We start from the raw sequence: 24,580 nt of genomic DNA, 5'->3' as shown, positions 1-24,580 counted from the left end.
GCTTTCGTGTCGCCGCCATCCTCCTCGCTGATACCCTCCTCGACGATATCGCCTCGCCAGGCCCTCGCCGGAAGCCTGATCCTGCTCGGGCTGGCCCTGCAGGTGCTGCGCCTGGCCGGCCTGCCGATTGCCTTGCCGGCGGTCAGCTACGCCTTCTGGCTGGCCGTGCTGCTGCTGTGGCCAGACCTCAAGCGCGGTAATCGTCGCCAGGCCGGCATCCTGGCGGGGCTTGGCCTAGTCCTGACAGTGGTCGCAGTCCTGGGCTTCGGTGCAGAGATCGCCTGGCATCGGCTGCTGGACGGCAATAGCTATGTGGTGGCCATGCTGGTGGGGGTCAGCTTCATCGGCCTGATCGGCACCCACCGAGGGCACGCAGCCCCGCCCGGCAGCGCCGTGACCGGCCGGCGCGGCACCGCCGGCACCTGGCTGGGCGTGCACCTGCTCGGCGCCATCCTCAATCTCTCCACGGTGTTCATGGTGGGAGATCGGCTGAAGCGCCACGGTGAGCTGAGCCTGCCGCAGCTGCTGGCCCTAAATCGCGGGCTTTCCAGTGCGGCGCTGTGGTCGCCCTTTTTCGCCTCCATGGGCGTGGTAATGACCCTGGCGCCTGAAATGCGCTTCACGACAATCCTGGTCATTGGCCTGCCGCTGGGGATGCTGGCAGGCACGCTCTCGCTGCTAGACCTGTCACGGCGCTTCGACCTCTCCGACGTTGCCGGCTACTCGCTCTCGCCGAAAAGTCTTCTGATGCCGGTGGGCATGGCGGCCCTGGTGCTGCTTTTCCACTACGGCCTGACGCCGGGACTCTCCATCGTCAGCATCATTACCTTCCTGCTGCCGGCGGTGGCGCTGACGAGCAACCTGCCCCAGGGGCCGCTCTGGGCCCTGCGGCGGGTGCGCAGCCACACGCTGGAGCGGCTGCCCGCCATGCGCGGCGAGATCTCACTGTTCCTTTGCGCCGGCCTGCTGACCCAGGGGCTATCGGCCTTGATCGGCGCCGCCACCGGCAACCAATGGGCGCTGTTCGCCCACTTCGGCGCCCCCCAGGCGGTGGCCAGCTTCCTGGCCATTGTGGCAAGCGCCGTCATCGGGCTGCATCCGATCATCGGCGTCTCGGTACTGGCCTCGATGCTGGAGGTCAGCGGCGATCGTCAGACCCTGTTCGCCTTCGTGGCGCTGACCTCCTGGGCAGTAGGCACCAGCGTCGGCCCGCTCTCCGGCATCAACCTCTCCCTGCAGGGACGCTATGGCATCAGCGGCACCGTCATGATGCGCCAGAACCTAGGCTATGCGGGCGCACTCTCCGCTCTGGTGGTGATCGCCATCGTGGGGCTGGATACTTGGCTCTAGCCCACTACAACGACGCCATCGACGCCCGCTTGAAGTAGCGGTGACCGCACTGATGGCAGGGGTCGATGCGAGTCAGCTCGGGCAGCTCCACCTCGGCGCCGCAGTGAACGCAGGCCATGCGGCCGGGTACCGCCATTTCACCTTCGCAGTAGTCCGCCTGGGCGGCTTCCAGGTCCTCCTCGAAGCGCTCACGCTCCACCACGCTTCGGTCGGCGATGGAGAGAAGCGATTCGCTGACCTTGCGCGACAGCGCCGAGAGATCGATGCCGAGCCATGCTGCCACTCCCTCGCCGCCGGCACTCAGATAGCGACGCATGTCCTTCAGGTCGCGCTCGACCCAGGCGCGCAGCAGCGACAGTTCATCCTTGGTGAACTCCTCAAGTTCTGATTCGAACTCCACGGCGTCATCAAGCTCCTGCTGCAGGTTCTCCCATGTCAGTTCCTGGGCCCCTTCGCGGAGGCGTTCAAGCATGCGCTCGTAGCCGTCGCGCAGGCGGTTGTCCCGATGGGATTGCGGCGATTCGCTCATGTTCTGATCCTTTTACTGCGGTGAGCCGGCGGGGCCGGGCATAGCCGGGCCGGGCCGTGCTGGGGTATCCTTGCTTACCATTTAGACGACTTCCTGCCGGCAGTTCAACGTCTTGTCGCCATACTGGCCCCAGGACATGACGCCGGACAAGCCACGACCGCGCGTTACCACCGGTTGGCGCGCCAACTTGCAAGGTATCCACAGACAGCGATGGACGCACAGTACAAGCCCCAAGAGATCGAACGCGACACCCAGCAGTTCTGGGACAAAAACCAGTGCTTCAAGGCGGTGGAGGATGCCAGCCGCGAGAAGTTCTACTGCCTGTCGATGTTCCCTTATCCCAGCGGCAAGCTGCACATGGGGCATGTGCGCAACTACACCATCGGCGACGTGGTCTCGCGTTACCAGCGCATGCAGGGCAAGAACGTGCTGCAGCCCATGGGCTGGGACGCCTTCGGCATGCCGGCAGAGAACGCCGCGATCCAGAATCGGGTACCGCCGGCCAAGTGGACCTACGACAACATCGACTACATGCGTCAGCAGCTCAAGGCGCTAGGCTTTGCCTACGACTGGAGCCGCGAGTTCGCCACTTGTGATGTGAGCTACTACCGCTGGGAGCAGTGGTTTTTCACCAAACTGGTGGAGAAGGGGCTGGTCTACAAGAAGATGTCTACGGTCAACTGGGATCCGGTGGATCAGACCGTACTCGCCAACGAGCAGGTAATCGACGGCCGTGGCTGGCGCTCTGGTGCGCTGGTGGAGCGCAAGGAAATTCCGCTGTGGTTCCTGCGCATCACCGACTACGCCGAGGAGCTGCTGGCCGATCTGGACACCATCGAGTGGCCGGAGCAGGTAAAGACCATGCAGCGCAACTGGATCGGCAAGTCCCGCGGCGTGGAAATGACGTTCGACATCAAGGACGCCAATGGCGCACCCGGCAAGCCGCTGTCGGTCTACACCACCCGCCCCGACACCCTGATGGGCGTCACCTACATGGCGGTGGCTGCCGGCCACCCGCTGGCCAAGGCGGCCGCCAAAGGCAACGAGGCGCTTGCCGCTTTCTGTGAGGAGTGCACCCGGGGCGGAACCTCCGAAGCCGAGCTGGCCACCCGCGAGAAGAAGGGCATGCCCACCGGCCACCTGGCCGTGAATCCCCTCTCCGGCCGCGAGGTGCCGGTCTACGTCGCCAACTTCGTACTGATGGAGTTCGGTACCGGTGCAGTAATGGCCGTGCCCGGCCACGACCAGCGCGACTGGGAGTTCGCCACCAAATACGGCATTCCCATCGAGGCGGTGATCGCCGACGAGAACGGCCAGACACCAGATCTCTCCGCAGGCGCCCACGACGACTACGGCACCCTGATCCACTCCGGCGAGTTCGATGGCCTGGACTTCGAGGCGGCGTTCGACACCATTGCGGCCAGGCTCAAGAAGCTCGGCCGCGGCGAGGTCAAGACCCACTATCGCCTGCGGGACTGGGGCGTAGCCCGCCAGCGCTACTGGGGCGCGCCGATCCCGGTCAAGTACGGCCCCGAGGGTCAGACGGTGGCGCTCTCGGACGAGGAACTGCCAGTCGCCCTGCCCATGGAAGTCACCGTGGATGCCTCCGGCTCGCCGCTCAAGCGGATGCCGGCGTTCAGCGACCTGGGCGAGGGCTGGATGCGTGAAACCGACACCTTCGACACCTTCATGGAGTCCTCCTGGTACTTCGCGCGCTTCTGCTGCGCCGACAACCAGGAGGCGATGCTCGATGAGCGCGCCGACTACTGGCTGCCAGTGGATCTCTATATCGGCGGCATCGAGCACGCCATCCTGCACCTGCTCTATGCGCGTTTCTTCACCAAGCTGATGCGCGACATGGGCCTGGTCAACGTCGACGAGCCCTTCCAGCGCCTGCTCACCCAGGGCATGGTGATCGCCGAGACCTACTATCGAGAGACCGCGAACGGTGGCAAGCAGTGGTTCAATCCCGCCGACGTCGAGGTCAAGCGCGATGAGAAGGGACGCCCAATCAGCGCCGTGCTGATCGAGGACGGCGCGCCGGTAGTGATGGGCGGCATCGAGAAGATGTCCAAGTCGAAGAACAACGGCGTCGACCCCCAGTCCATGATCGACCGCTTCGGCGCGGACACCGTGCGTTTGTTCATGATGTTCGCCGCCCCGCCGGAGCAGTCACTGGAGTGGTCCGACTCCGGCGTCGAGGGGGCCAGCCGCTTCCTCAAGCGTTTGTGGCGCATGGTGTCTGACCACCTCGAGGCCGAGCGCCTGGCGGGCGGCAAGCCTGGCAGGCTCGACGTCGCGGCGCTGACCGAGACGTTGACTGAGTCCCAGCGCGAGCTGCGCCGCAAGACTCACGAAACGATCGCCAAGGCCAGCGACGACATTGGACGGCGCATCACCTTCAACACCGCCATTGCCGCAGTGATGGAGCTGACCAACGCCATCGCCCGCTTCCCGCAAGCTGGTGACGATGCCTCGGTCCAACACTCGGCCCAGGACCTGGCCGTGGCTCGCGAGGCGGTAGAGGCCTGCGTACTGTTGCTCGCCCCCATCGTGCCCCATGCCTGCCATGCCCTGTGGCACGAACTGGGCCATGACGAGCCGGCCATCGATGCTAGCTGGCCGGCAGTGGACGAGTCGGCGCTGACACGCGACACCATCGAGCTGGTGGTGCAGGTCAACGGCAAGCTGCGCGCCCGCATCGAGGTGGCCGCCAACGCCGACAAGGCCACCGTCGAGGCCTCGGCACTCGCCGCCGAGAACGTGCAACGTCATCTGGAAGGCAAGACAGTACGCAAGGTGATCGTGGTACCCGGCAAGCTGGTCAATATCGTGGTGGGCTGAGCCCCAACCTGTAAAGGGAGTGATCCATGCAGCGACGCACCTTTCTCACCCTGGGCCTGACAGGCATCGCCAGCCTTGCACTCTCCGGCTGCGGCTTTCAGCTGCGCGGATTCGATGAGCCAACCTCAGGGATCGATGAGCTGGCCCTAAGCGGGTCGGACAGCGATCTCTCCCGACTCACTCGTAAGCGGCTCGAGGACAGCGGCACCCGCGTACATGACGGCGCCGTTCGGGTGCTCAACCTGGGCCAGGAGGAAACCCAGCGGCGCAATCTCAGCGTGCTCGACTCCGGCCCGCGGGAGGAGGAAATAACACTGATTGTTCCCTTCTCGGTGCAGCGCCGCCGCGACGGCGCCTATCTGTTCGATCAACAGCAGTTGGAGGTTTCCACACGCTACACGGTGAGTGACGCCAACCTGCTGATTCAGGACGACCTGCGCGAGGAGGCCAGGCAGGAGTTGCGCGAGGCTGCCGTGCGCCGGCTTCTCGACCGGCTGCGCAGCCTGTGAAGGTGCTCTTGTGAAGGTGCTCTTGTGAAGGTGCTCTCTTGAAGGTCTTCCCCGACAAGCTCGCCGATGCCCTGGCGAAGAAGCTGCCACCGGTGGTGATCGTCGCCGGCGAGGAGCCGCTACAGCACATCGAGGCCTGCGACGCCGTGCGGGCCGCGGCCCGCGCCAAGGGCATCGAGGAGCGTGAGATCCTCCACGTGGAGGGCAACTTCGCCTGGGGGCGGCTCCATGAGGCTTCGGCCAGCCTGTCGCTGTTCGCCAGCGCCAAGCTGATCGAGCTGCGTCTGACTGGCAACAGCCTGGGCCAGGAGGGGGGCAAGGCACTCAAGGCCTATGCCGACCAGCTCAAGGGCAACGACAATGTGTTGCTGCTCGCCATGGGCAAGCTGGACTTCCGCCAGCAGAAGAGCGCCTGGTTCCAGGCCCTCGACAAGGCCGGGCTCTTCGTGCCGGTGTGGCCGGTGGACGCCTCGCGACTGGGCTTCTGGCTGCGCGACCGCGCCGAGCGTCACGGCCTGACCATCGACATGGACGCCGCCCGCCTGCTCGGCGAGCGCACCGAGGGCAACCTGCTGGCCGCCGACCAGGAACTGCAGAAGCTCGCCCTGCTGATGCCGCCAAACACCCGCGTCTCCCCCAGAGACGTGGCGGGCGGCGTCGAGGACAGCGCCCGCTATGATGTCTTCACCCTGGTCGATGCCTGTCTCCGGGGGGAACGTGCGCGGGTGTCGCGGATCATGGTCGGCCTTCGCGGCGAGGGCGTGGAACCGCCGATCGTACTCTGGGCCCTGACCCGGGAGCTGCGCACCCTGCTCTCGCTGCACCAGCACATCGATCAGGGCCAGAGCTTCGAGCACGCCTGCAAGGCTCAGAAGCCCTCGATCTTCGAGAAGCGCCGCCCCGCCTATCAACAGGCCATCGGCCGATTGCCGTTGAAACGACTTCATAAGCTACTGCTGTTCGCCCAGCGCCTCGACCTGGCCATCAAGGGCGCTGCCGCGCTGCCGGTGCAGGACGGCCTGCACGACCTGGCCCTGACGCTCGCCGGTGGCCGTGGCCTACTCGCCGAATTGCCCTCTTCCTATCGTATCGGTTAAACACCCCGCCCTTGATTTCCAAGAGCATGAAATTTCGACCCATTTTAACCTATACTGGGTGAGTATCATCGTGACGTCACACCCGATCGCCAGGAAGCGACGCGTGGATTATCAAGAAGACAGACGCCCACTCGAAAAAAAGGAACACCGACATGATGAAGAAGATATACCGTATTCTGAGCCCGCTGATGATTGTCGCCCTGGTTCTGAGCAGTGTCTCCGTGGCCGCCGCCCCGATCGCGCCAGGCAGCGATCTGATCACCACCCAGGCCGCCCTGAACGCGGAGCATGGCCAGGCCGACCGCGAGCGAATCCACGAGATTCTCGCCCGCGATGATGTGCGCGACCAACTGATCGAACAGGGCGTTGACCTGGCCGAGGTCGAGGCCCGCGTAGCGGCACTCTCCGACGCCGAAGCGGCCCAGATGGCCGATCAGCTCGAGCAACTGCCCGCCGGCGCCAGCGTGATCGGCGCCCTGTTCGCCGTCTTCGTGATTCTGCTGGTCACCGACATTCTCGGCCTGACTAACGTCTTCCCCTTCACCCGCTAAGCGGGGAGCCTCATGAGATCACGCCGATTCCGGCACACGTGGAACGCCCGCCCTGCGGGCGTTCTCGCGTTGGTGCTGCTGATGCTCACGCTGGCCGGCTGTGCCAGCACCCCGCGCCTGGCCGAGACCACCGAGGACCGTCTGCCCCGCCAGGCTCTGCTCGACGATGTCCCCTTCCACGCCCAGCGCGACTACCAGTGTGGCCCGGCGTCGCTGGCCATGGTGCTCAACGACGGCGGTGTCGACGTCGAGGTGGAGACCCTGATTCCCCAGGTCTTCCTGCCCAGCCGTAAAGGCAGCGTTCAGCCCGAGATGCTGGCCACCGTGCGCCGCCATGGCCACATCCCCTTCGTGATCGAGGGCCGCCTCGACGCCCTGCTCACCGAGGTAGGCGCCGGGCATCCCGTGGTGGTGATGCAGAACCTCTCGCTGCCCGCCTGGCCCATGTGGCACTACGCGGTAGCTATCGGCTTCGACCTGGATCGCAACGAGCTGATCCTGCACAGCGGCGAGGAGCCGCGTCGGGTCGAGTCCTTTCGCCGCTTCGATGCCACCTGGGCGCGCAGCGACCGCTGGGCGTTTGTTGCCCTGCCCCCCGGTGAGTTGCCTGCCGACGTGAGGCCCCATCGCGCCATGGAGGCGATCAGCGACTTCGAGAGGCTCCAGGGAGCCGCGGCTGCCCTGCCCGCCTGGGACGCCCTGGCCGAGCGCCTCGGGGATAACGGCCTGGCACACTTCGGCCTGGGCAACGCACGCCATGCCACGGGCGACGCCATGGGTGCCATCACTGCCTTCGAGCGAGCCGTGGATGCCCAGCCCGGACTGGCCGTCGCCTGGCTCAACCTGGGCCTGGCCAGGCGCGATCAGAGCGACGCAGTTGGCGCCAGGAGAGCGCTGGAACAGGCCGCCGCACTGCCTGGCCACTGGCAACCCCATGCCCGGCAGGCCCTGGAGACACTGGAGGAGAGATAGCCATGGCCTACGACATCGCACTCAAGCGCATCTATCTACCCATCGAGGCCGAGGATGGAGCACGGGTGCTGGTGGACCGACTATGGCCCAGGGGTAAGCCCCGCGAGGCGCTATCGCTGACAGACTGGTATCGTGACGCCTCCCCAAGCCCTACTCTCCGTCGTCAATACCATCAGCAGGAGATCAGCCACTTCGTGTTCGCCGTCCGCTATCGCGGCGAACTGCGCGACCATCCGGAACACCTGGTGCCGCTGATGCGCCATGCCCGACGCAGACGCCTCACCCTGCTCACCGCTGCGCGAAACATCGAAGAGTCCCACCTTCCTGTCCTGCGCGAGGCGCTGCTCAAGGCGCTTCGCGATGAGGATGCGGCCGACCTCGAGCTCGCCTCGCCGCCCTGCTATGCACATTTGCCAATAAAAACGTGACGCTTTAACGTCGAACCCCGCAGCCTGGAGCCGCGGGGATCAACGCGAAGATATCGCAGCGAGAACGTTTCAGAACACCCGGTTCAACCCATTCTGGGCGGCAACCCGGTAGGCCTCGGCCATGGTAGGATAATTGAAGGTGGTGCTGACGAAGTATTTCAATGTGTTGGCTTCCCCTTTCTGCTGCATGATCGCCTGGCCGATGTGAACGATCTCGGAGGCCTGATCGCCAAAGCAGTGGATACCATAGATCTCCAGGGTATCCTGGTCGAAGAGGATCTTGAGCATGCCCACGGTGTCACCGGTGATCTGGGCCCGGGCGGTGTCCTTAAAGAAGGCCTGAGCCACTTCATAGGGTACCTTGGCCTCGGTGAGTTCGCGCTCGTTGCGACCGAAGGAGCTGATCTCGGGAATCGTGTAGATTCCGGTAGGCACTTCGGTCACGTAGCGGAAATCCTCGCCAAGTATTTCGCTGGAGGCATTGAGGCCCTGGTCATAGGCGGCGCTGGCCAGGCTCGGCCAACCGATCACATCTCCCGCAGCATGAATGTGCGCAATGGCCGTCCGGTAGTGTTCATCTACGGCGAGCTGGCCGCGGTCATTGGCCTCCAGGCCGATGTTCTCGATACCCAACTGATCGGTATTGCCAGTGCGACCGTTGGCCCACAGAAAGGCATCGGCGCGCAGTCGCTTGCCGGACTTCAGGTACACCGTGACCCCCGACTCGTCACCCTCGACGCGATCATACTCCTCGTTGTGACGGATCAGCACGCCGTGCTTTCGCAGGTGATAGGAGAGCGCGTCGCTGATCTCGTCATCCAGAAAGCTGAGGAGGCTATCGCGGTTGTTGATCAGGTCGACCTTGACGCCCAGCCCGGAGAAGATCGAAGCGTATTCACAGCCGATGACTCCCGCCCCGAAAATGAGCAGGGTCCGCGGCGTATGGTTGAGGCTGAGAATGGTGTCGGAGCAGTAGATGCGCGGGTGGCGGAAGTCGATGTCCGCCGGGCGATAAGGCCGGGAACCAGTGGCAATAACGATCTTCTGGGCGACCAGTTCATCCATGCCCTCGTCGCTGTCGCGCACCAGCAGGGTGTGCTCATCCTTGAAGCGGGCCACGCCGCTGAAAAGATCGATGCGGTTGCGGGCATAGAAGTTCGTGCGCATTACCACCTGCTGGTCGATGGTGGCTCGGGAGCGCTCCATGACCTTCGGAAAGGAGAACCAGCGCGGCTCGCCGATATCGCGGAACATGCGGTTGGTGTTGAACTGCATGATCTGCTTGACCTGATGACGCAGGGCCTTGGAGGGAATCGTCCCCCAGTGGGTACAGTTGCCACCCACCAGCGGCTGCTTCTCGACTACCGCCACCCGCTTGCCGTGCTTGGCGGCGTTGATGGCGGCACTCTCCCCGGCCGGCCCGGTACCGATCACCACCACGTCGTAATTATGGACTGCCATTGGCCGTTTGCTCTCCTTGTCTGTCCGCGTTTACCCATCAGCGCCGTGTCGCGTCATAGCCCAGGTCGGCGCCGCTGCTTTCGTCACTGCGACGACGCTGGCTGCCGCGCTTGCGGTTTTCCTCCTCGCACACCTCATCCTTGCCGCCACACACCTCGCAGCCTTCCTTGAGGCCGAGCTGGTTGAGGCCGCCGCAGGAACCGGCGATGGGCTTGCGGCCGAAGATGACGCCGACGGCCATGGCGGCCATGATCAGCATCATGAAGGCAAAGGCAATAATCCAGATGGTCATGTCGTTCTCCTCGCTTAGCGCTCGAGCAGCGGCTCGAGGGCAGATCCGGTATGTGATTCCAGGCCCTGTAGTGTGAGGACCACAAGGCGCACAGGGTGTTCCAGAGTATCATCTGGAGCGGCGGCGAGCAGACTCCGGGCCAGACGGTCGGCCGCCTCGGCGCTTGACGCCACCGCACTCACCGCGAGGATACGGGCCGTGGTCGGTGCATCAACCCCCGCGGGACGAGGCGCCGCGCGGGTCACGAGGGCGGCATCCTGAAGGCGCAGAACCGGCTCCGATGCATCGCCAAGGCCACTACGCGGCAGGCGCACGCGCCAGGGGTGACGTCCGTAAGTCCCGCTGGCACGCTGCACTCCCCCGAGCTCAACCATGGCATGGGCGATACCGAAATCGTCGAACACCCGAAACAGACGATCCACCGACAGGGCCTGTAGATGCTCGCGCAGAATCTCGCCGGTGACGCCTACCGGCAGTTCAGCGAGAAGCGGTAGCCGGGCGGCCTCCAGCAGGACCTCGAAGGCCTGGATCTGACTATCGAGGCTGGCCAGTTCACCCTGGATGGCGGCCTCGACCAGGGCGGGTTCGCCCTCGGCCAGGTCGCCATTCAGCGTGATGTGGTAGCCGGTACCGAGGGCCACGCCCTCCAACTGGTGCCATTCCCCCTGCTGACGACAGCCCGCCACCAGGACCAGCGGCATCAACAGGGCGAACAGAAAGAGGGCTGGCCGCATGGCCAGCCCCGAGTGTCGCCTCGTAGCGAGGGAGATCACCCGCCGAAGTCGTCCAGCATGATGTTCTCGGGTTCAACACCCATATCCAGCAGCAGCTTGATCACCGAGGCGTTCATCATGGGCGGTCCGCACATGTAGTACTCGCAGTCCTCGGGTGCCGGATGGTCCTTGAGGTAGTTCTCGTAGAGGACGTTGTGAATAAAGCCGGTGGGGCCTTCCCAGTTGTCCTCGGGCTGCGGGTCGGAGAGCGCCAGGTGCCATTCGAAGTTCGGGAACTCCTCGGCCAGCTGGTCGTACTCGTCGTTGTAGAAGGTCTCGCGCCAGGAGCGCGCGCCATACCAGAACGTGATCTTGCGATCGGAGTGCAGGCGCTTGAGCTGATCGAAGATATGGCTGCGCATGGGCGCCATGCCGGCACCGCCGCCGATGAAGACCATCTCTGCATCGCTATCCTTGGCGAAGAACTCGCCAAAGGGCCCCATCACGGTGATTTTGTCACCCTTCTTCAGGCTGAAGACGTAGGTAGACATCAAGCCCGGCGGATAGTCGGTGTTGGGCGGCGGCGTGGCGATGCGAATGTTGAACTTGAGCATGCCCACTTCTTCGGGGTAGTTCGCCATGGAATAGGCGCGAATGACTTCCTCGTCATTCTTGTGGGAGATGTCGAAGAGTCCGAACTTCTCCCAATCACCCCGATACTCCTCCTCGATGTCGAAATCCTTGAAGGCGATGTTGTAGGGCGGTGCCACCAGCTGCACGTAGCCGCCGGCACGAAAGTCGACGTTCTCGCCTTCGGGCAGCTTGAGGTTGAGTTCCTTGATGAAGGTGGCGACGTTGGGGTTGTCGATGACCTCGCATTCCCACTGTTTGACGCCGAAGACCTCCTCGGGCACCTCGACCTTCATGTCCTGCTTCACCGGCACCTGACAGGAAAGGCGCCAGCCATCCTTTTTCTCGCGCATGGTGAAGTGGGACTCCTCGGTGGGCAGGATCGCCCCACCGCCCTCTTCCACGCGGCACTTGCACTGGGCGCAGGAGCCGCCGCCGCCGCAGGCGGAGGAGAGGAAGATGCCGTTGGCAGCCAGGGTGTTGAGCAGCTTGCCGCCGGCCTGTGTAGTCATGGTGTGTTCGGGGTCGCCGTTGACCTCGATGGTCACGTCCCCGGTGCTGACGAGCTTGCTGCGGGCGGCCAGGATCACCAGGGTCAGACCGATGACGATCACGGTGAACATGACCACACCGAGCAAGATGACGGATGTTTCAACCATGTCGGTTTCCTATTGCTTCAGGTTGTCGGGTACCCGGCGGCAGGCCACCGGGTAAACACGAACTGACTCAGAGCTGGATGCCAGAGAAGGACATGAAGCCCAGCGACATCAGACCCACGGTGATGAAGGTGATGCCCAGGCCCTGCAGGGAGCCGGGAACGTCACTGTACTTCAGCTTCTCGCGGATGCCTGCCAGGGCCGTGATGGCCAGCGCCCAGCCAACCCCGGAGCCGAAGCCATAGACCACGGACTCACCGAAGTTGTAGTTACGCTCGACCATGAACAGCACGCCACCGAGGATGGCGCAGTTCACGGTGATCAGCGGCAGGAACACACCCAGCGCGTTGTAGAGCACGGGCACATACTTGTCGAGAAACATCTCGAGGATCTGCACCAGCGCGGCGATAACGCCGATGTAGCTGAGCAGGCCCAGGAAGGAGAGATCGATGTTCTCGGCACCGCTGATGCCGGTCCAGGAGAGCGCCCCTTCAGCCAGCAGCAGGCTGAAGACCAAGTTATTGATCGGGACGGAGATGGTCAGCACCACGATGACCGCGATGCCCAGGCCGAAGGCCGCGGAGACCTTCTTGGATACCGCCAGGAAGGTACACATGCCGAGGAAGAATGCCAGGGCCAGGTTCTCGACGAAGACCGAGGCAACAAACAGGCTTAGATAGTGTTCCATGTTACACCGCCTCCTTCGGTTCGGTGTTGTGCTTCATCTTGAACTCGTTCTCCTCGATCTGCTCCGGGTTCACGCTGCGCAGCACCCAGATGATCAAGCCGATGATGAAGAACGCGGACGGCGGTAGCAGCAGCAGGCCGTTGGGCACGTACCAGCCGCCGTTCTGCACGGTCTCCAGCACCGTGAAGCCGAAGACGCTGCCGGAGCCGAACAGCTCGCGGAAGAAGCCGACGATCATCAGGATCAAGCCGTAGCCGATGCCGTTGCCGATGCCGTCGATGAAGGACATCTTCGGGCTGTTCTGCATCGCGAAGCCTTCCGCACGCCCCATGATGATGCAGTTGGTGATGATCAGACCCACAAACACCGAGAGCTGCTTGGACATCTCATAGGCGTAAGCCTTGAGAATCTGATCCACCACGATCACCAGCGAGGCGATGATGGTCATCTGCACGATGATGCGGATAGACGACGGAATATGATTCCGGATCAGCGACACGAACAGGTTCGAAAAGGCACAGACGAAGATAACCGCCAGGGTCATGACCAGCGACACGCTCATGCTGGTCGTTACCGCCAGGGCGGAGCAGATGCCTAGCACCTGCAGCGCGATGGGGTTGTTCTTGAAGATCGGCGCCGTGAGGACGCTTTTCGGAGATGCATCCGCCATGATCAGGCTCCTTCCACTTCGAGTTCGACGTCGGCGTCTTGGGCGTCATCCTGATCGACGCCGCTGCGGAACATGGCCAGGTACTCGCCAAAGCCTTCCGGGCTCAGCCAGAACTGCAGCATGTTGGTGACGCCATTGGCGGTCAGGGTGGCACCGGAGAGGCCATCGACCTCGTGCTCATTGCTACCGCTGCCCTTGACCACACGGATGGCCGGATTCAGATCGCCCTCTTCGTCGAAGATCTGCTTGCCTTCCCACAGGGCCTGCCAGCGCGGATTGTTGACCTCGGCACCCAGGCCGGGAGTCTCGCTGTGCTCGTAGTAGGTAATGCCGACGATGGTGTTCCCGTCACCTTCGACAGCGAGGTAGCCGCGCATCAGGCCCCACAGACCCTGGCCACGAATGGGCAGGATGATCTGGTCGGGGTCGTCGGGGTCACCAACCAGATAGACGGTGACATAGTTCTCGACGCGAGAGAGGCCTGCGATATCGCGATCACCGGAGAGCGTCCGCCCGGTGGCCGGATCACGACGAGCCTCGAAGTGATCGAAAGTGTCCGGGTCGAACTGATCGGTGTACTCACCGGTACGCGCATCGACCACCCGCGCTGTGATCTCGCGGAAGGCCGCTTCCACGTCCATGCCGCTCTCGTAGAGGTTGGCGACGCGCAGGACGTTGGTCTTGCGGTCGAGTTCCTGGTTGAGCTGCTGCATGGGACGCAGTGCCACCGCGGCGGTGGAGACGATAACCGAACACACGATACAAAGTGCGAACGCCACCCCCAGGATCTTCTTGATGGAGTTGTTGCTCTGTGCCATCAGGCAGTCTCCTCGGCCGGCACACCGGTGCGCTGCATGCGGCGCTTGATGTTGGCCTGTACGAACATGTGGTCGATCAGCGGGGCGAACAGGTTGGCAAACAGGATCGCCAGCATGATGCCCTCGGGGAACGCGGGGTTAACGACACGAATCAGCACGGTCATGAGGCCGATCAGCGCGCCGAATAGCAGGCGACCCTGATTGGTCATGGCGGCCGACACCGGATCGGTGGCCATGAACACCATGCCGAAGGCGAAGCCGCCAACGACCAGGTGCCAGTACCAGGGCATGGCGAACATCGGGTTGCTGTCAGAGCCGATCAGGTTGAACAGCGCGCTGGTAGCCACCATGCCGAGAAACACCCCGAGCATTATTCGCCACGAGGCGATACGGGTCCAGAGCAGCACCACTGCACCGATCAGGATCGCCAGAGTAGAGGTCTCACCCACCGAGCCGGGAACGAAGCCGAGGAAGGCATCCCACCAGCTGAAAGTGCTGGCCAGGGAAGCCATGCCGTCCTGGAAGGCGATGGAGAGCGCGGTCGCGCCGGAGTAGCCATCGGCCGCCACCCACACCGCGTCGCCAGAGATCTGCGCCGGATAGGCGAAGTAGAGGAAGGCTCGACCGGTCAGCGCCGGGTTGAGGAAATTCTTGCCGGTACCGCCGAAAATCTCCTTACCAATCACTATGCCAAAGGTGATGCCGAGTGCCACCTGCCACAGCGGGATGGTGGCGGGCAGGATCAACGCGTATAGCACGGAAGTGACGAAGAAGCCTTCGTTGACCTCGTGGCCGCGCTTGACCGCGAACAGCACTTCCCAGAAACCACCAACGGCGAAAGTCACCAGGTAGATCGGCAGGAAGTAGGTCGCGCCGAGCACGAAATTGGCCCACAGGCTGCCGGGATCATGCCCTCCCGCCAGGACCATCATGATCGCCTCGCGCCAGCCGCCCATGGAGGCGTAGCCGGCATCAATGGCGGTGTTGGCCTGCCAACCAGCATTCCACATGCCAAAGAGCATCGCCGGGAAGGTACACATCCACACGGTGATCATGATGCGTTTGAGATCAACGCCATCACGCACGTGTGCGGTGGTCTTGGCCACATTGGGGGGAGCGTAGAAGATAGTATCCACCGCCTCAAAAAGCGGATAGAACTTCTCGTACTTGCCCCCCTTGTGGAAGTGAGGCTCGAGATTATCGAGTGTCTGTCGAATTGGCATGATCAGGCCTCTTTCTCGATCAGGGTGAGATTATCACGCAGGATGGGGCCATATTCGTATTTGCCAGGGCACGCATACGTGCACAGGGCCAGGTCCTCTTCATCCAGCTCCAGACATCCAAGCTGCATGGCAGTCTCGATGTCACCTACGATCAACGAACGCAGCAGCTGCGTGGGGAGGATATCCAACGGCATTACGGTCTCGTAGGCGCCAACAGGCACCATGGCGCGCTCGGAGCCGTTGGTAGACGTCGTTGGCGCATAGTCCTTGAGACCGGTGATTCTTGACAGGTAGATACCCATCACCGAATGACGATCCTTGCCCGGCGACAACCACCCCATGAAGAGACGCTTATTGCCCTCCTCGAGGAGGCTGAACTGCTGATGAAAGCGGCCCAGATAGCGCAGACTGCCCTCACAAGCGGAGCCGGAAAAGACCGAACCGGAGATCACGCGAGTGCCTTCCGGGTCGACCACTTCGCCGGCCAACAGTTCCTCGGTGCTAGCGCCAATGCGAGTGCGAAGTAATCGCGGTTTCTCGGCGCGCGGCCCGCCCACTGCCACCACCCGGCTCATCGCAAGCTTGCCCTCGGCGAATAGTTTGCCGAAGGCGATGACGTCCTGGTAGCCGATGTGCCAGACGCGCTTGCGCAGATTCACCGGCGAGAGGAAGTGGATGTGGGTACCAACGAGGCCGGCCGGGTGCGGGCCGCCGAACTCCTCGACCTGTACGCCCTTCACGTCACCGCCGGGAAGGCGGGCGTTAGCGCCGGCACACAGGTAAACCTTGCCCTCAGTCAAACGCGCTAGCACTTTCAGGCCATCTTCGAAGGCCTGGGGCTCCTCATTAATGATCACTGCGGGATCGGGGCATAGCGGATGGGTATCCACGGCAGTGACAAAGATATCCGTCGGGGTGCCATCGATGTCCGGCGTGCGCGAATAAGGACGAGTACGCAGTGCGGTCCAGAGGCCTGAATCGACCAGCTGGTCAACCACTACCTGACGCTCCAGGCCCTCAAGCTTGTCACGCCCATGAGCCTTGAATTCAACGGCTTCCTCGGTCTCATCGACCTTGATCACAACAGAGAGCAGGCGACGCTTTTCGCCGCGATTAATGGCTACCACCTCGCCAGCGGCCGGCGCAGTGAAGCGCACGCCATCGATCTTCTTGTCGGTAAAGAGCAGTTGGCCCAACTTTACCTTGTCTCCCTCCTTGACTTCCATGGTCGGCTTCATGCCGACGTAGTCGGTTCCAAGGACCGCCACGTGACGCACCGGCCGCGCATCCTCGATGCGCTGCTCAGGCGCCCCCGTGATGGGGAGATCCAGGCCTTTCTTGACTTCGATCATAGTCTCGCCCAGTTGATGGATCGGATAGATGGAGGAACCGGCCCGAGCCTGGCTCGAACCACCCCGAAAAATCTCGTACATTATAAAGACAAGGCAAGTAAATGACCACCTGAGCGAAGGTCGCAACTCATGGCATGGGGCAGGGCAAAAATGCCGCAGCAACATGCCATGAACCGCGCACCCGAGACGAAGCAACCATTAACGTAAGAGCCCTGCGGGCCGAGCCTGCAGGGCTACTTGTCTATCATCCGTGGGTCCAGGTCATTGCGTCTTGACACTGGGCCAGGAGCCTCAGGCGCTGGCGCGCGGTAGCTTTAGGAAGTGCACGTTGGACATGTGCTGAAGAATCCGCACGACCTGGCAGCTATAGCCGAATTCGTTGTCGTACCAAACGTACAGCACCACGTTCTTACCGTTAGCGATGGTCGCCTTGGCATCAACGATGCCGGCGTGACGATTGCCGACGAAATCGGTGGAAACCACTTCAGGGGAGTCGACGTAATCGATCTGCTTCTGGAACGGCGAATCCAGGGACATGTGGCGCAGAAAGTCGTTGAGGGCATCGGCGTCGGTGTTCTTCTCCAGGCGCAGGTTGAGTATCGCCATGGAAACGTTCGGGGTCGGTACGCGGATGGCGTTGCCGGTAAGCTTGCCGGCGAACTCCGGCAGTGCCTTGGCTACCGCCTTGGCGGCGCCGGTCTCGGTAAGCACCATGTTGAGCGGCGCACTTCGGCCTCGGCGATCACCCTTGTGGTAATTGTCGATCAAATTCTGGTCGTTGGTGTAGCTGTGCACCGTCTCCACATGGCCATGCTCGACGCCGAACTCGTCGTTGAGCACCTTGAGCACCGGTACAATGGCGTTGGTGGTGCAAGACGCCGCCGAGATGATGCGATCATCGCTGCTCAGGGCATCGTGGTTGATGCCGAAGACGATATTCTTGATGTCGCCCTTGCCTGGTGCTGTGAGCAGCGCCTTGGCCACCCCCTTGCACGCCAGGTGCTGGCCGAGGCCAGCCTCATCACGCCAGATGCCGGTGTTATCCACCACCACGGCGTTATCGATGTCGTAGTCGGTGTAGTCGATCTCCGCAGGCGAATCTGCATAGATCACCTGGATGACGTTGCCGTTGGCGGTGATAGTGCGGGCTTCCACGTCGACACTGATAGTGCCGTTGAAGGGCCCGTGGACGGAGTCGCGGCGCAGCAGGCTGGCGCGCTTCTCCAGATCCTTGGCGATGTCGCCACGACCGCGCACCACGATGGCACGCAGGCGGAGCAGGTTGCCGCCTCCGGCCTTCTCGACCAGCACCCGCGCCAGAATGCGGCCGATACGCCCGAAGCCGTAGAGCACCACGTCCTTGGACTCGCCGTTGCCGCCGCTGGCATCGTACTTGTCGACGATTTCGGCCAATTCCTGGCGAAGGAAGGCCATGGCGTCGCCGCCGCCCTGATTTTTGAAGGCCACACCCAGCTTCCCGACATCAACGTGGGCCGGGGCCAAGTTGAGCTCGCCCATGGCCTGAACCAGCGGGAAGGTGTCCTGCACAGAGAGCTCGGTCCCCTCGACCTTCCGCACGTAGCGATGGTCTTTCAGGATACGAATAACGCTGCGGTTAAAGAGCGACCGCCCGTAGAGGGTGGTGACCACGTTGTTATGACGGTAAAGCCTACCGATCATCGGGATCATCTGCTCGGCAAGCGCCTGGTTGTCGTGCCATTCCTGGAAGACGACATCGGTGGGTTGCTGACTCACGTGCGGCCTCGCTGGTGGTAATAAAAGATATGCCTATTATCCGGAGCCCGCCCCCCGGGTCAATCGAAGGATAGTCGCAGCCGCTGTAGCGGCATTACACAAAGACGTCGACAAAAGACCAACCGGCCGGCCAGCCGTCTGGATCTGCTATCATGCGCGTTTCGGAAGATAGCCGACCGACGTGACTATGCCCAATTTCTCGCCGCTGGATCCGCCACGCCCCGAAGGCGTGCGCGACACCCTCTACTGGCAGGCCCCTCAGGGGAGCGCCGCCGCTCTGGCGTTGGCCCGCCTGTCCGAGGATGCTCCGCTGCTGGTGATCACTGCCGACACCGCCCAGGCGCTGCGTCTGGAAAGTGAGCTCGCCTTCTACAGCCGGGTGCCAGTGCTGCCCTTCCCGGACTGGGAAACCCTGCCCTACGACAGCTTCTCCCCCCACCAGGACATCGTCTCGGCGCGATTACGCACCCTGCGACGTTTGCAGGACGGTGAGCATGGCATCGTCCTGGTGCCAATCAACACCCTGATGCAGCGCCTTCCGCCGGTTGAGTATATCGCCGGACGGGTACTCACCCTGGAGGTGGGCCAGCGGCTCGATCGCGAACGCTTCCGGGAAGCGCTATCCCGGGCCGGCTACCGGGCGGTGGAGACCGTCTTCGAACCCGGTGAGTATGCCCTGCGCGGCGCCATTATCGATCTCTTCCCCATGGGCACGGATGCGCCGCTGCGCATCGACCTGTTCGATGACGAGATCGACACTTTGCGCCGCTTCGACCCGGACACCCAGCGCAGCCAGGAAAAGGTCGAGCGCGTCGATTTGCTGCCGGCCCACGAATATTCGCTCTCACGCAGCGCCATCGCCTGCTTCCGCGAGGGCTTCGAGACGCTGTTTGACGTCGACCCGCGCCAGTGCCCGCTCTACGTGGATGCCCTCAAGGGCATTCCCTCGCCGGGTCTGGAGCAGTACCTGCCTTTGTTCTTCGAAGAGACCGCGACGCTCTTCGAGCACCTCGCCGAAGGCACCCGAGTCGCTCTGCTGCCCGACGTGCATGGCGCTGCCGAGCACCACTGGGCGGCCATCGAGAGCCGTTTCGAGAACCTCGGCGTCGACCCCGCTCGACCGCTGCTGCCCCCCCACCGCGCCTTCGTGCCGGTCGCCGAGGTATTCGGCGCCATCAAGCGCCACTCACGGGTGGAACTGACCGAGGACACCGAGCATCGCCATGCTCTCACCCCGGCCAGCCTGTCGCCGCCAGAGGTAGGCATCAACGCCCGCGGCAAGGAACCCCTGGCGGCGCTGACCCGCTTTCTGGAACAGCATTCAAAAACTCGGGTGCTGCTTGTGGCCGAGTCCCGCGGTCGCCGCGAGGCTTTGGAAGAGGTCCTGGCGCCCCTGCGCCTAAGCCTGCCCCACGTGGCGGATTTCGCCGACTTCCTCGCCACTGATAGTGCCATGGCGATTACCGAGGGTGAGCTCGAAGCCGGCCTGTGGCTTACCGAACCCGATCTGGCGGTGATCAGCGAATCGGAACTTTACGGCGACGTGGTGCGTCAGACCCGCCGCCGTGAAAAGGCGACCGACGCCGACGAGTTAGCCATTCGCCACCTCTCGGAGCTGCGACCTGGCTCTCCCGTGGTCCACCAGACTCACGGCGTGGGCCGCTACAAGGGACTCGAGACCCTGGAAGCCGGCGGCCAGGCTGCAGAATTCGTGACCCTGGAATATGCCGAGGGCGCTCGTCTCTATGTGCCGGTGGAAAGCCTGCACCTGATCTCCCGCTATGCAGGCGCGGACGATGAGCTCGCCCCGCTGCATCGTCTCGGCTCCGACCACTGGGAGAAGGCTCGAAAAAAGGCCGCAGAGAAGATCCGCGACACCGCCGCCGAACTTCTCGATATCTATGCCCGTCGCGAGGCCCGGGAAGGCTTTGCCTACGCGCCCCCCGATGCCGAGTACGCCCGTTTCGCCGCGGGCTTCCCGTTCGAGGAGACCCCGGACCAGCGCGCCGCCATCCATGCAGTGATCGACGACATGACCGCGCCGCGGCCCATGGATCGGGTGGTATGCGGCGACGTGGGCTTCGGCAAGACCGAGGTCGCCATGCGCGCCGCCTTCCTGGCCGTGCACTCCGGGCGCCAGGTGGTGGTCCTGGTGCCCACCACCCTGCTCGCCCGCCAGCACTTCGAGAACTTCCGCGACCGTTTCGCCGATACCGCGGTACACATCGACCTGGTGTCCCGCTTCACGGCAGGCAAGGGCCAGGCGGCCGCCATGAACCGGATCGAGGAGGGGCGCGCGGATATCGTCATCGGTACCCACAAACTTCTTTCGAAGACGATGAAGCTGCCGAAAATGGGCCTGCTCGTCATTGACGAAGAGCACCGCTTCGGCGTGGCCCAGAAGGAGCGCCTTAAGCACCTGCGCGCCGAAGTGGACATTCTCACCATGACGGCCACGCCGATCCCGCGCACCCTCAACCTGGCGATGAGTGGCATCCGTGACCTCTCCATCATCGCCACCCCCCCGGCGAGGCGCCTGTCGGTCAAGACCTTCGTGCAACGTCGCGAGGAACCCATCATCAAGGAGGCGATCCTGCGAGAGATCCTGCGCGGCGGTCAGGTCTACTTCCTTCACAACGAGGTCAAGACCATCGAGACCGCGGCAGAGAAGGTACGCGAACTGGTGCCAGATGCACGCGTCGGGGTAGCCCACGGCCAACTGCCGGAACGGGCACTGGAGCGCATCATGTCGGACTTCTACCACAAGCGCTTCAACGTACTGGTTTGCTCTACCATCATCGAGACCGGCATCGACGTGCCCAGCGCCAACACCATCCTGATCGAGCGCGCCGACAAGTTTGGCCTGGCTCAGCTGCACCAGCTACGTGGACGGGTCGGGCGCAGCCACCACCAGGCCTATGCCTACCTGCTGACGCCACCGCCCAGGGCCATGACGAAGGACGCCATCAAGCGCCTGGACGCCATCGCCGGAGCCGATGCATTGGGAGCCGGCTTCACCTTGGCCAGCCACGACATGGAAATTCGTGGTGCCGGAGAGCTACTTGGTGAAGAGCAGAGCGGCCAGATGGAGGCGATCGGCTACGGTCTCTACATGCAGATGCTCGACCGCGCCGTGGCGGCGATTCGCGCAGGCAAGACGCCCAACATCGAGGCACCGCTGGATGAGGGCGTTGAGGTGAGCCTCAGTCTTCCGGCCCTGATCCCCGACGATTACCTGCATGATGTCCAGCAGCGCCTGGTCATGTACAAGCGCATCTCAAGCGCCAACGACGAAGCGGCGCTCAAGGAGTTGCAGGTGGAGATGATCGACCGCTTCGGACTGCTACCGTCGCCGGTCAAGACCTTGCTGCGCCAGACCAAGCTGCGTCTGCGCGCCGAGCGCCTGGGCATCGTCAAGCTTGAGGCGGGATCCGAACGCGGCCGGGTCATCTTTGGCGGCGACACCCGAGTCGATCCGCTGACACTGGTGGAGCTTATTCAGCGCGAGCCTTCGCGCTACCGGCTCGACGGTGCCGACACCCTGCGCTTCGAGGCGACCATGGACAACGCGGAAGCCCGCTTTCAGGCCGTAGAACTGCTGCTCGAGACGCTCAACCGCAAGGCTGAAGCCGCATAAGTCGCCCCTTCGGAATCTGCCCCCGCGGGCTCGCAAGGACTAGCGAACCCCCGCGGCTCAGGGCACTCTATAGTCTCGGGCAGGCAATTCATCGCCGCCGATAGCTGATGGCGCCAGGCAAGGATGGCCGGGCACCCGAAACGATGGTCGACGTTGGCCCTCAGGTCGATGCCCCACACGAGAAGAATGACGTTGATGAACATCACGACACTGACAAGGCACACCGCCCGTTGCGCCATTACCCTGGGCCTGACCGCCCTCATTGCCACCGGCGCCCAGGCCGAAGAGCAGGACAGGCAGCGAGGCCACTTCTCGCTGCCCGAGTCCGGCAATGTGATCGGCAAGAACATCACGGTCACCGTCCAGGAGGGCGACACCCTGATCGATCTGGGCCGCACTCACAACGTGGGTTATGAAGCCATCCGCATGGCCAACCCCGACGTCAGCATCTGGGCACCCTTCGAGGGTACCGAGGTCGTGATCCCTGACCAGCATATTCTGCCAGACACGCCGCGCGAGGGCATCGTCATCAACCTCTCGGAAATGCGGCTCTATTACTACTCTGCCCCCGGGGTCGTGGAGACCTACCCCATCAGCGTGGGCCGTGACGGCTTTGCCACCCCGGTAGGCGTGACTCGCACCACCGTGAAGGTAAAGGACCCGGCCTGGTCGCCGCCGAGTTCCATGCGTCGGGAAGCCGCCGCCCGAGGCGAGCCGGTCCCCTCGGTGGTGCCACCCGGCCCAGACAACCCGCTGGGCCGCCACGCCATCCTGCTCGGTATCCCCAGCTACCTGATCCACGGCACCAACCGTCCCGACGGCGTGGGTATGCGAGTCAGCCGCGGCTGCATCCGCATGTTTCCGGAAGACATCGAGTCACTCTATGAGCGTGTGCCCAGCGGCACCCAGGTCAACATCATCGACCAACCCTTCAAGGCTGGCTGGGCCTCGGATGGCACCCTCTATGCGCAGTCCTTCCCACCCCTGGAAGAGAACGAAGGCAGCTTCGAACCGCTGCTCAATGCCATCGAGACAGTGGCCAGAGCCTTCGGCGACGAGAAGCCTCCGGTGGACTATGCCAGACTGCGCGACCTGGTCGAGCAGCCCGATGGCATGATTGTTTCGCTGCTGCACACCGCCAGTGAAGCCCCTACCCCTACCGAACCATCACCGGAGGTGGAGAGCCTGTTCGGCGGCGAGCTGGAGCTCAGCACGCGGTAAGCGCCAAGCCGAGGCATAAAAACAGGAAAGCCCCGCTTTAGCGGGGCTTTCCTGTCTTGCAGAACCATCGCTGCCGGAAGGCAGCGCCGGCACTCCGGCAGAATTACTTCTGCATGGAGCGCTGGAACATGCGGTTCATTTCGTCGCGGTTCTGCTCGGACATCTGCATTGCCGCACGAGCGTCGCGCTGTGCCTGATTCGCGGTGTTCTGAGCCTGGGTGGCGATGCTGCGAGCTTCTGCAGCGTCAGCCTGTGCTGACTCAGCGGTCATGCGAACGTCTTCCAGCGCGCCAGTAGAGGCACAACCGGCCAGAATGGCCAGCGAGGCTGCTGCGGCGGTCAGCTTCAGAGTAGTCTTCAGAGTCATGGTGTTCTCCTTGAGTCTTCCTTGGGTACTGCGTTGGTAATTGCCTGACAGTCAGGCTTACTGCATGAGGACACTATCTTTCAGCGACTTGTGCGGCTTGGCACAGGAGTCAAACGCTGTTTTATAATAGACAAACGCGCTTGTCCATCGCTTTGATCTTCCCTTGCGTAAGTAACAGCCTAGCGGATCACGACGCGGGTGCCAATCCCGATCAGCGAGGCGAGCCGCTCGATCTGCTCATCGGTCACCGCCACGCATCCCTGGGTCCAGTGAAACTGCTGATGGACCTCGGGATCACCCTTGCCGACCCCATGGATGCCAATGAAGCCACCCAGAATGGTCTGCTGGGGCGGATATCCCTGGCGCCGATAGTAGTCGTAGTAGTCATCGTAGTCCTGCTGGGTGAAAACACCCTCCTCCAATGCCATCCGCGCATGGGTCGGCGTCGGGTAATCCAGCCCGATAAAGATGTGCCAGTCGCTCTCATGATTGAAGCGATTGACCCGAAACTCGCCCAGGGGCGTCACGTTGCTGCCGCGCAGCCGCGCCGGTTTGGCGCCGCCTCGGCCAAGCGAGATCGGGGCAAAATGGTCCAACTGACGGTTGCCGCGATAAAGAGTAAGCGTCGCCTCGCGGTCGTCCACAAGCACCCATACCTCGTTGTCATGGCGAGGCACATGGGCTCGGGACAACAGCGTGTCGATCAGGGTCGCTGACGCTTGCTGGGTGCCGAGCAGTGCCAGGGGGGCGCCAAGAGCCATCAGGGTAAAGCGGCGGCGAGAAACGGGGGTCATCGGGATACCACTCGACATGAGGC

General features: G+C 63.2%; 22 protein-coding genes. 9 read left to right on the top strand and 13 right to left on the bottom strand.

Features of this window, described 5'->3' with window-relative positions:
• Positions 1–6 precede the first annotated feature (6 nt).
• Complete coding sequence (locus tag ACFODV_RS05955; RefSeq protein ID WP_379756109.1) at positions 7–1,350, top strand: hypothetical protein; 1,344 nt, start codon at positions 7–9, stop codon at positions 1,348–1,350.
• 4 nt (positions 1,351–1,354) lie between these two features.
• On the opposite strand, the gene ACFODV_RS05950 is transcribed toward ACFODV_RS05955, so the two are convergent.
• The gene (locus ACFODV_RS05950) at positions 1,355–1,879 is read right to left on the bottom strand and encodes a zinc ribbon-containing protein (protein ID WP_379756106.1); all 525 of its coding nucleotides are present in this window, start codon (positions 1,877–1,879) and stop codon (positions 1,355–1,357) included.
• A gap of 210 nt (positions 1,880–2,089) precedes the next feature.
• On the opposite strand from ACFODV_RS05950, the gene leuS reads away from it, so the two are divergent.
• From leuS to ACFODV_RS05920, 6 genes are all read left to right on the top strand, one after another.
• Positions 2,090–4,723: a leucine--tRNA ligase gene (leuS, locus tag ACFODV_RS05945; RefSeq protein ID WP_379756103.1), complete on the top strand. Its 2,634-nt coding sequence runs from the start codon at positions 2,090–2,092 to the stop codon at positions 4,721–4,723.
• Between the two features lie 26 nt (positions 4,724–4,749).
• On the top strand, positions 4,750–5,232 hold the full coding sequence (locus ACFODV_RS05940) for an LPS-assembly lipoprotein LptE (protein ID WP_379756100.1): 483 nt from the start codon (positions 4,750–4,752) through the stop codon (positions 5,230–5,232).
• A 38-nt stretch (positions 5,233–5,270) separates the two neighbouring features.
• Positions 5,271–6,329 (top strand): DNA polymerase III subunit delta, encoded by a 1,059-nt coding sequence (holA, locus tag ACFODV_RS05935; protein WP_379756097.1) that lies wholly within the window; start codon positions 5,271–5,273, stop codon positions 6,327–6,329.
• 155 nt (positions 6,330–6,484) lie between these two features.
• On the top strand, positions 6,485–6,880 hold the full coding sequence (locus ACFODV_RS05930; protein ID WP_379756302.1) for a PA2779 family protein: 396 nt from the start codon (positions 6,485–6,487) through the stop codon (positions 6,878–6,880).
• Positions 6,881–6,892: 12 nt separating this feature from the next.
• Positions 6,893–7,852 carry a PA2778 family cysteine peptidase gene (locus tag ACFODV_RS05925; RefSeq protein ID WP_379756094.1) on the top strand — a complete coding sequence of 320 codons (960 nt, stop codon included), beginning with the start codon at positions 6,893–6,895 and terminating at the stop codon, positions 7,850–7,852.
• Between the two features lie 2 nt (positions 7,853–7,854).
• Positions 7,855–8,280 carry a DUF488 domain-containing protein gene (locus ACFODV_RS05920; RefSeq protein ID WP_379756091.1) on the top strand — a complete coding sequence of 142 codons (426 nt, stop codon included), beginning with the start codon at positions 7,855–7,857 and terminating at the stop codon, positions 8,278–8,280.
• 69 nt (positions 8,281–8,349) lie between these two features.
• On the opposite strand, the gene sthA is transcribed toward ACFODV_RS05920, so the two are convergent.
• From sthA to ACFODV_RS05870, 10 genes are all read right to left on the bottom strand, one after another.
• Positions 8,350–9,741, bottom strand: a complete 1,392-nt coding sequence (sthA, locus tag ACFODV_RS05915) for a Si-specific NAD(P)(+) transhydrogenase (RefSeq protein ID WP_379756088.1) — start codon at positions 9,739–9,741, stop codon at positions 8,350–8,352.
• Positions 9,742–9,778: 37 nt separating this feature from the next.
• On the bottom strand, positions 9,779–10,033 hold the full coding sequence (gene nqrM, locus ACFODV_RS05910; protein ID WP_379756085.1) for a (Na+)-NQR maturation NqrM: 255 nt from the start codon (positions 10,031–10,033) through the stop codon (positions 9,779–9,781).
• Between the two features lie 14 nt (positions 10,034–10,047).
• A complete protein-coding gene (locus tag ACFODV_RS05905) occupies positions 10,048–10,767 on the bottom strand; it encodes a hypothetical protein (RefSeq protein WP_379756082.1) in 720 nt (239 codons plus the stop codon).
• Between the two features lie 35 nt (positions 10,768–10,802).
• A complete protein-coding gene (nqrF, locus tag ACFODV_RS05900) occupies positions 10,803–12,035 on the bottom strand; it encodes an NADH:ubiquinone reductase (Na(+)-transporting) subunit F (protein ID WP_379756079.1) in 1,233 nt (410 codons plus the stop codon).
• Positions 12,036–12,102: 67 nt separating this feature from the next.
• Positions 12,103–12,720 carry an NADH:ubiquinone reductase (Na(+)-transporting) subunit E gene (gene nqrE / locus ACFODV_RS05895; RefSeq protein WP_379756076.1) on the bottom strand — a complete coding sequence of 206 codons (618 nt, stop codon included), beginning with the start codon at positions 12,718–12,720 and terminating at the stop codon, positions 12,103–12,105.
• Between the two features lies 1 nt (position 12,721).
• Entirely contained in the window at positions 12,722–13,390 is a 669-nt protein-coding gene (locus tag ACFODV_RS05890; RefSeq protein ID WP_379756073.1) for an NADH:ubiquinone reductase (Na(+)-transporting) subunit D, read from the bottom strand.
• Between the two features lie 2 nt (positions 13,391–13,392).
• A complete protein-coding gene (locus ACFODV_RS05885; protein WP_379756070.1) occupies positions 13,393–14,208 on the bottom strand; it encodes a Na(+)-translocating NADH-quinone reductase subunit C in 816 nt (271 codons plus the stop codon).
• Positions 14,208–15,431 (bottom strand): NADH:ubiquinone reductase (Na(+)-transporting) subunit B, encoded by a 1,224-nt coding sequence (locus tag ACFODV_RS05880; protein ID WP_379756067.1) that lies wholly within the window; start codon positions 15,429–15,431, stop codon positions 14,208–14,210. The genes ACFODV_RS05885 and ACFODV_RS05880 overlap by 1 nt, the downstream gene beginning before the upstream one ends.
• A gap of 2 nt (positions 15,432–15,433) precedes the next feature.
• Positions 15,434–16,783 carry a Na(+)-translocating NADH-quinone reductase subunit A gene (locus tag ACFODV_RS05875; protein ID WP_379756064.1) on the bottom strand — a complete coding sequence of 450 codons (1,350 nt, stop codon included), beginning with the start codon at positions 16,781–16,783 and terminating at the stop codon, positions 15,434–15,436.
• Positions 16,784–17,074: 291 nt separating this feature from the next.
• Positions 17,075–18,538: a glyceraldehyde-3-phosphate dehydrogenase gene (locus ACFODV_RS05870; RefSeq protein ID WP_379756061.1), complete on the bottom strand. Its 1,464-nt coding sequence runs from the start codon at positions 18,536–18,538 to the stop codon at positions 17,075–17,077.
• Between the two features lie 187 nt (positions 18,539–18,725).
• On the opposite strand from ACFODV_RS05870, the gene mfd reads away from it, so the two are divergent.
• Entirely contained in the window at positions 18,726–22,175 is a 3,450-nt protein-coding gene (gene mfd, locus ACFODV_RS05865; RefSeq protein ID WP_379756299.1) for a transcription-repair coupling factor, read from the top strand.
• Between the two features lie 195 nt (positions 22,176–22,370).
• Positions 22,371–23,396, top strand: a complete 1,026-nt coding sequence (locus ACFODV_RS05860) for a L,D-transpeptidase family protein (protein WP_379756058.1) — start codon at positions 22,371–22,373, stop codon at positions 23,394–23,396.
• A gap of 103 nt (positions 23,397–23,499) precedes the next feature.
• On the opposite strand, the gene ACFODV_RS05855 is transcribed toward ACFODV_RS05860, so the two are convergent.
• Positions 23,500–23,763: an Lpp/OprI family alanine-zipper lipoprotein gene (locus ACFODV_RS05855; RefSeq protein ID WP_379756055.1), complete on the bottom strand. Its 264-nt coding sequence runs from the start codon at positions 23,761–23,763 to the stop codon at positions 23,500–23,502.
• A gap of 179 nt (positions 23,764–23,942) precedes the next feature.
• Complete coding sequence (locus ACFODV_RS05850) at positions 23,943–24,557, bottom strand: L,D-transpeptidase family protein (RefSeq protein ID WP_379756052.1); 615 nt, start codon at positions 24,555–24,557, stop codon at positions 23,943–23,945.
• Between the last annotated feature and the right edge of the window lie 23 nt (positions 24,558–24,580).

Origin of the sequence: Halomonas tibetensis (assembly GCF_042643535.1) — a bacterium.
GTDB classification, from domain to species: Bacteria; Pseudomonadota; Gammaproteobacteria; order Pseudomonadales; family Halomonadaceae; genus Halomonas; species Halomonas tibetensis.
Note: the sequence above shows the minus strand (reverse complement) of the source record. Positions and strands in the feature narration are given on the sequence as shown.

Excerpts from the sequence above, each read along its gene's own strand:
- ACFODV_RS05950 (WP_379756106.1), bottom strand. The coding sequence starts at position 1,879 with ATGAGCGAATCGCCGCAATCCCATCGGGACAACCGCCTGCGCGACGGC.
- leuS (WP_379756103.1), top strand. The coding sequence starts at position 2,090 with ATGGACGCACAGTACAAGCCCCAAGAGATCGAACGCGACACCCAGCAG.
- ACFODV_RS05940 (WP_379756100.1), top strand. The coding sequence starts at position 4,750 with ATGCAGCGACGCACCTTTCTCACCCTGGGCCTGACAGGCATCGCCAGC.
- ACFODV_RS05930 (WP_379756302.1), top strand. The coding sequence starts at position 6,485 with ATGAAGAAGATATACCGTATTCTGAGCCCGCTGATGATTGTCGCCCTG.
- ACFODV_RS05925 (WP_379756094.1), top strand. The coding sequence starts at position 6,893 with ATGAGATCACGCCGATTCCGGCACACGTGGAACGCCCGCCCTGCGGGC.
- ACFODV_RS05920 (WP_379756091.1), top strand. The coding sequence starts at position 7,855 with ATGGCCTACGACATCGCACTCAAGCGCATCTATCTACCCATCGAGGCC.
- sthA (WP_379756088.1), bottom strand. The coding sequence starts at position 9,741 with ATGGCAGTCCATAATTACGACGTGGTGGTGATCGGTACCGGGCCGGCC.
- nqrM (WP_379756085.1), bottom strand. The coding sequence starts at position 10,033 with ATGACCATCTGGATTATTGCCTTTGCCTTCATGATGCTGATCATGGCC.
- ACFODV_RS05905 (WP_379756082.1), bottom strand. The coding sequence starts at position 10,767 with ATGCGGCCAGCCCTCTTTCTGTTCGCCCTGTTGATGCCGCTGGTCCTG.
- nqrF (WP_379756079.1), bottom strand. The coding sequence starts at position 12,035 with ATGGTTGAAACATCCGTCATCTTGCTCGGTGTGGTCATGTTCACCGTG.
- nqrE (WP_379756076.1), bottom strand. The coding sequence starts at position 12,720 with ATGGAACACTATCTAAGCCTGTTTGTTGCCTCGGTCTTCGTCGAGAAC.
- ACFODV_RS05890 (WP_379756073.1), bottom strand. The coding sequence starts at position 13,390 with ATGGCGGATGCATCTCCGAAAAGCGTCCTCACGGCGCCGATCTTCAAG.
- ACFODV_RS05885 (WP_379756070.1), bottom strand. The coding sequence starts at position 14,208 with ATGGCACAGAGCAACAACTCCATCAAGAAGATCCTGGGGGTGGCGTTC.
- ACFODV_RS05880 (WP_379756067.1), bottom strand. The coding sequence starts at position 15,431 with ATGCCAATTCGACAGACACTCGATAATCTCGAGCCTCACTTCCACAAG.
- ACFODV_RS05875 (WP_379756064.1), bottom strand. The coding sequence starts at position 16,783 with ATGATCGAAGTCAAGAAAGGCCTGGATCTCCCCATCACGGGGGCGCCT.
- mfd (WP_379756299.1), top strand. The coding sequence starts at position 18,726 with ATGCCCAATTTCTCGCCGCTGGATCCGCCACGCCCCGAAGGCGTGCGC.
- ACFODV_RS05860 (WP_379756058.1), top strand. The coding sequence starts at position 22,371 with ATGAACATCACGACACTGACAAGGCACACCGCCCGTTGCGCCATTACC.
- ACFODV_RS05855 (WP_379756055.1), bottom strand. The coding sequence starts at position 23,763 with ATGACTCTGAAGACTACTCTGAAGCTGACCGCCGCAGCAGCCTCGCTG.
- ACFODV_RS05850 (WP_379756052.1), bottom strand. The coding sequence starts at position 24,557 with ATGACCCCCGTTTCTCGCCGCCGCTTTACCCTGATGGCTCTTGGCGCC.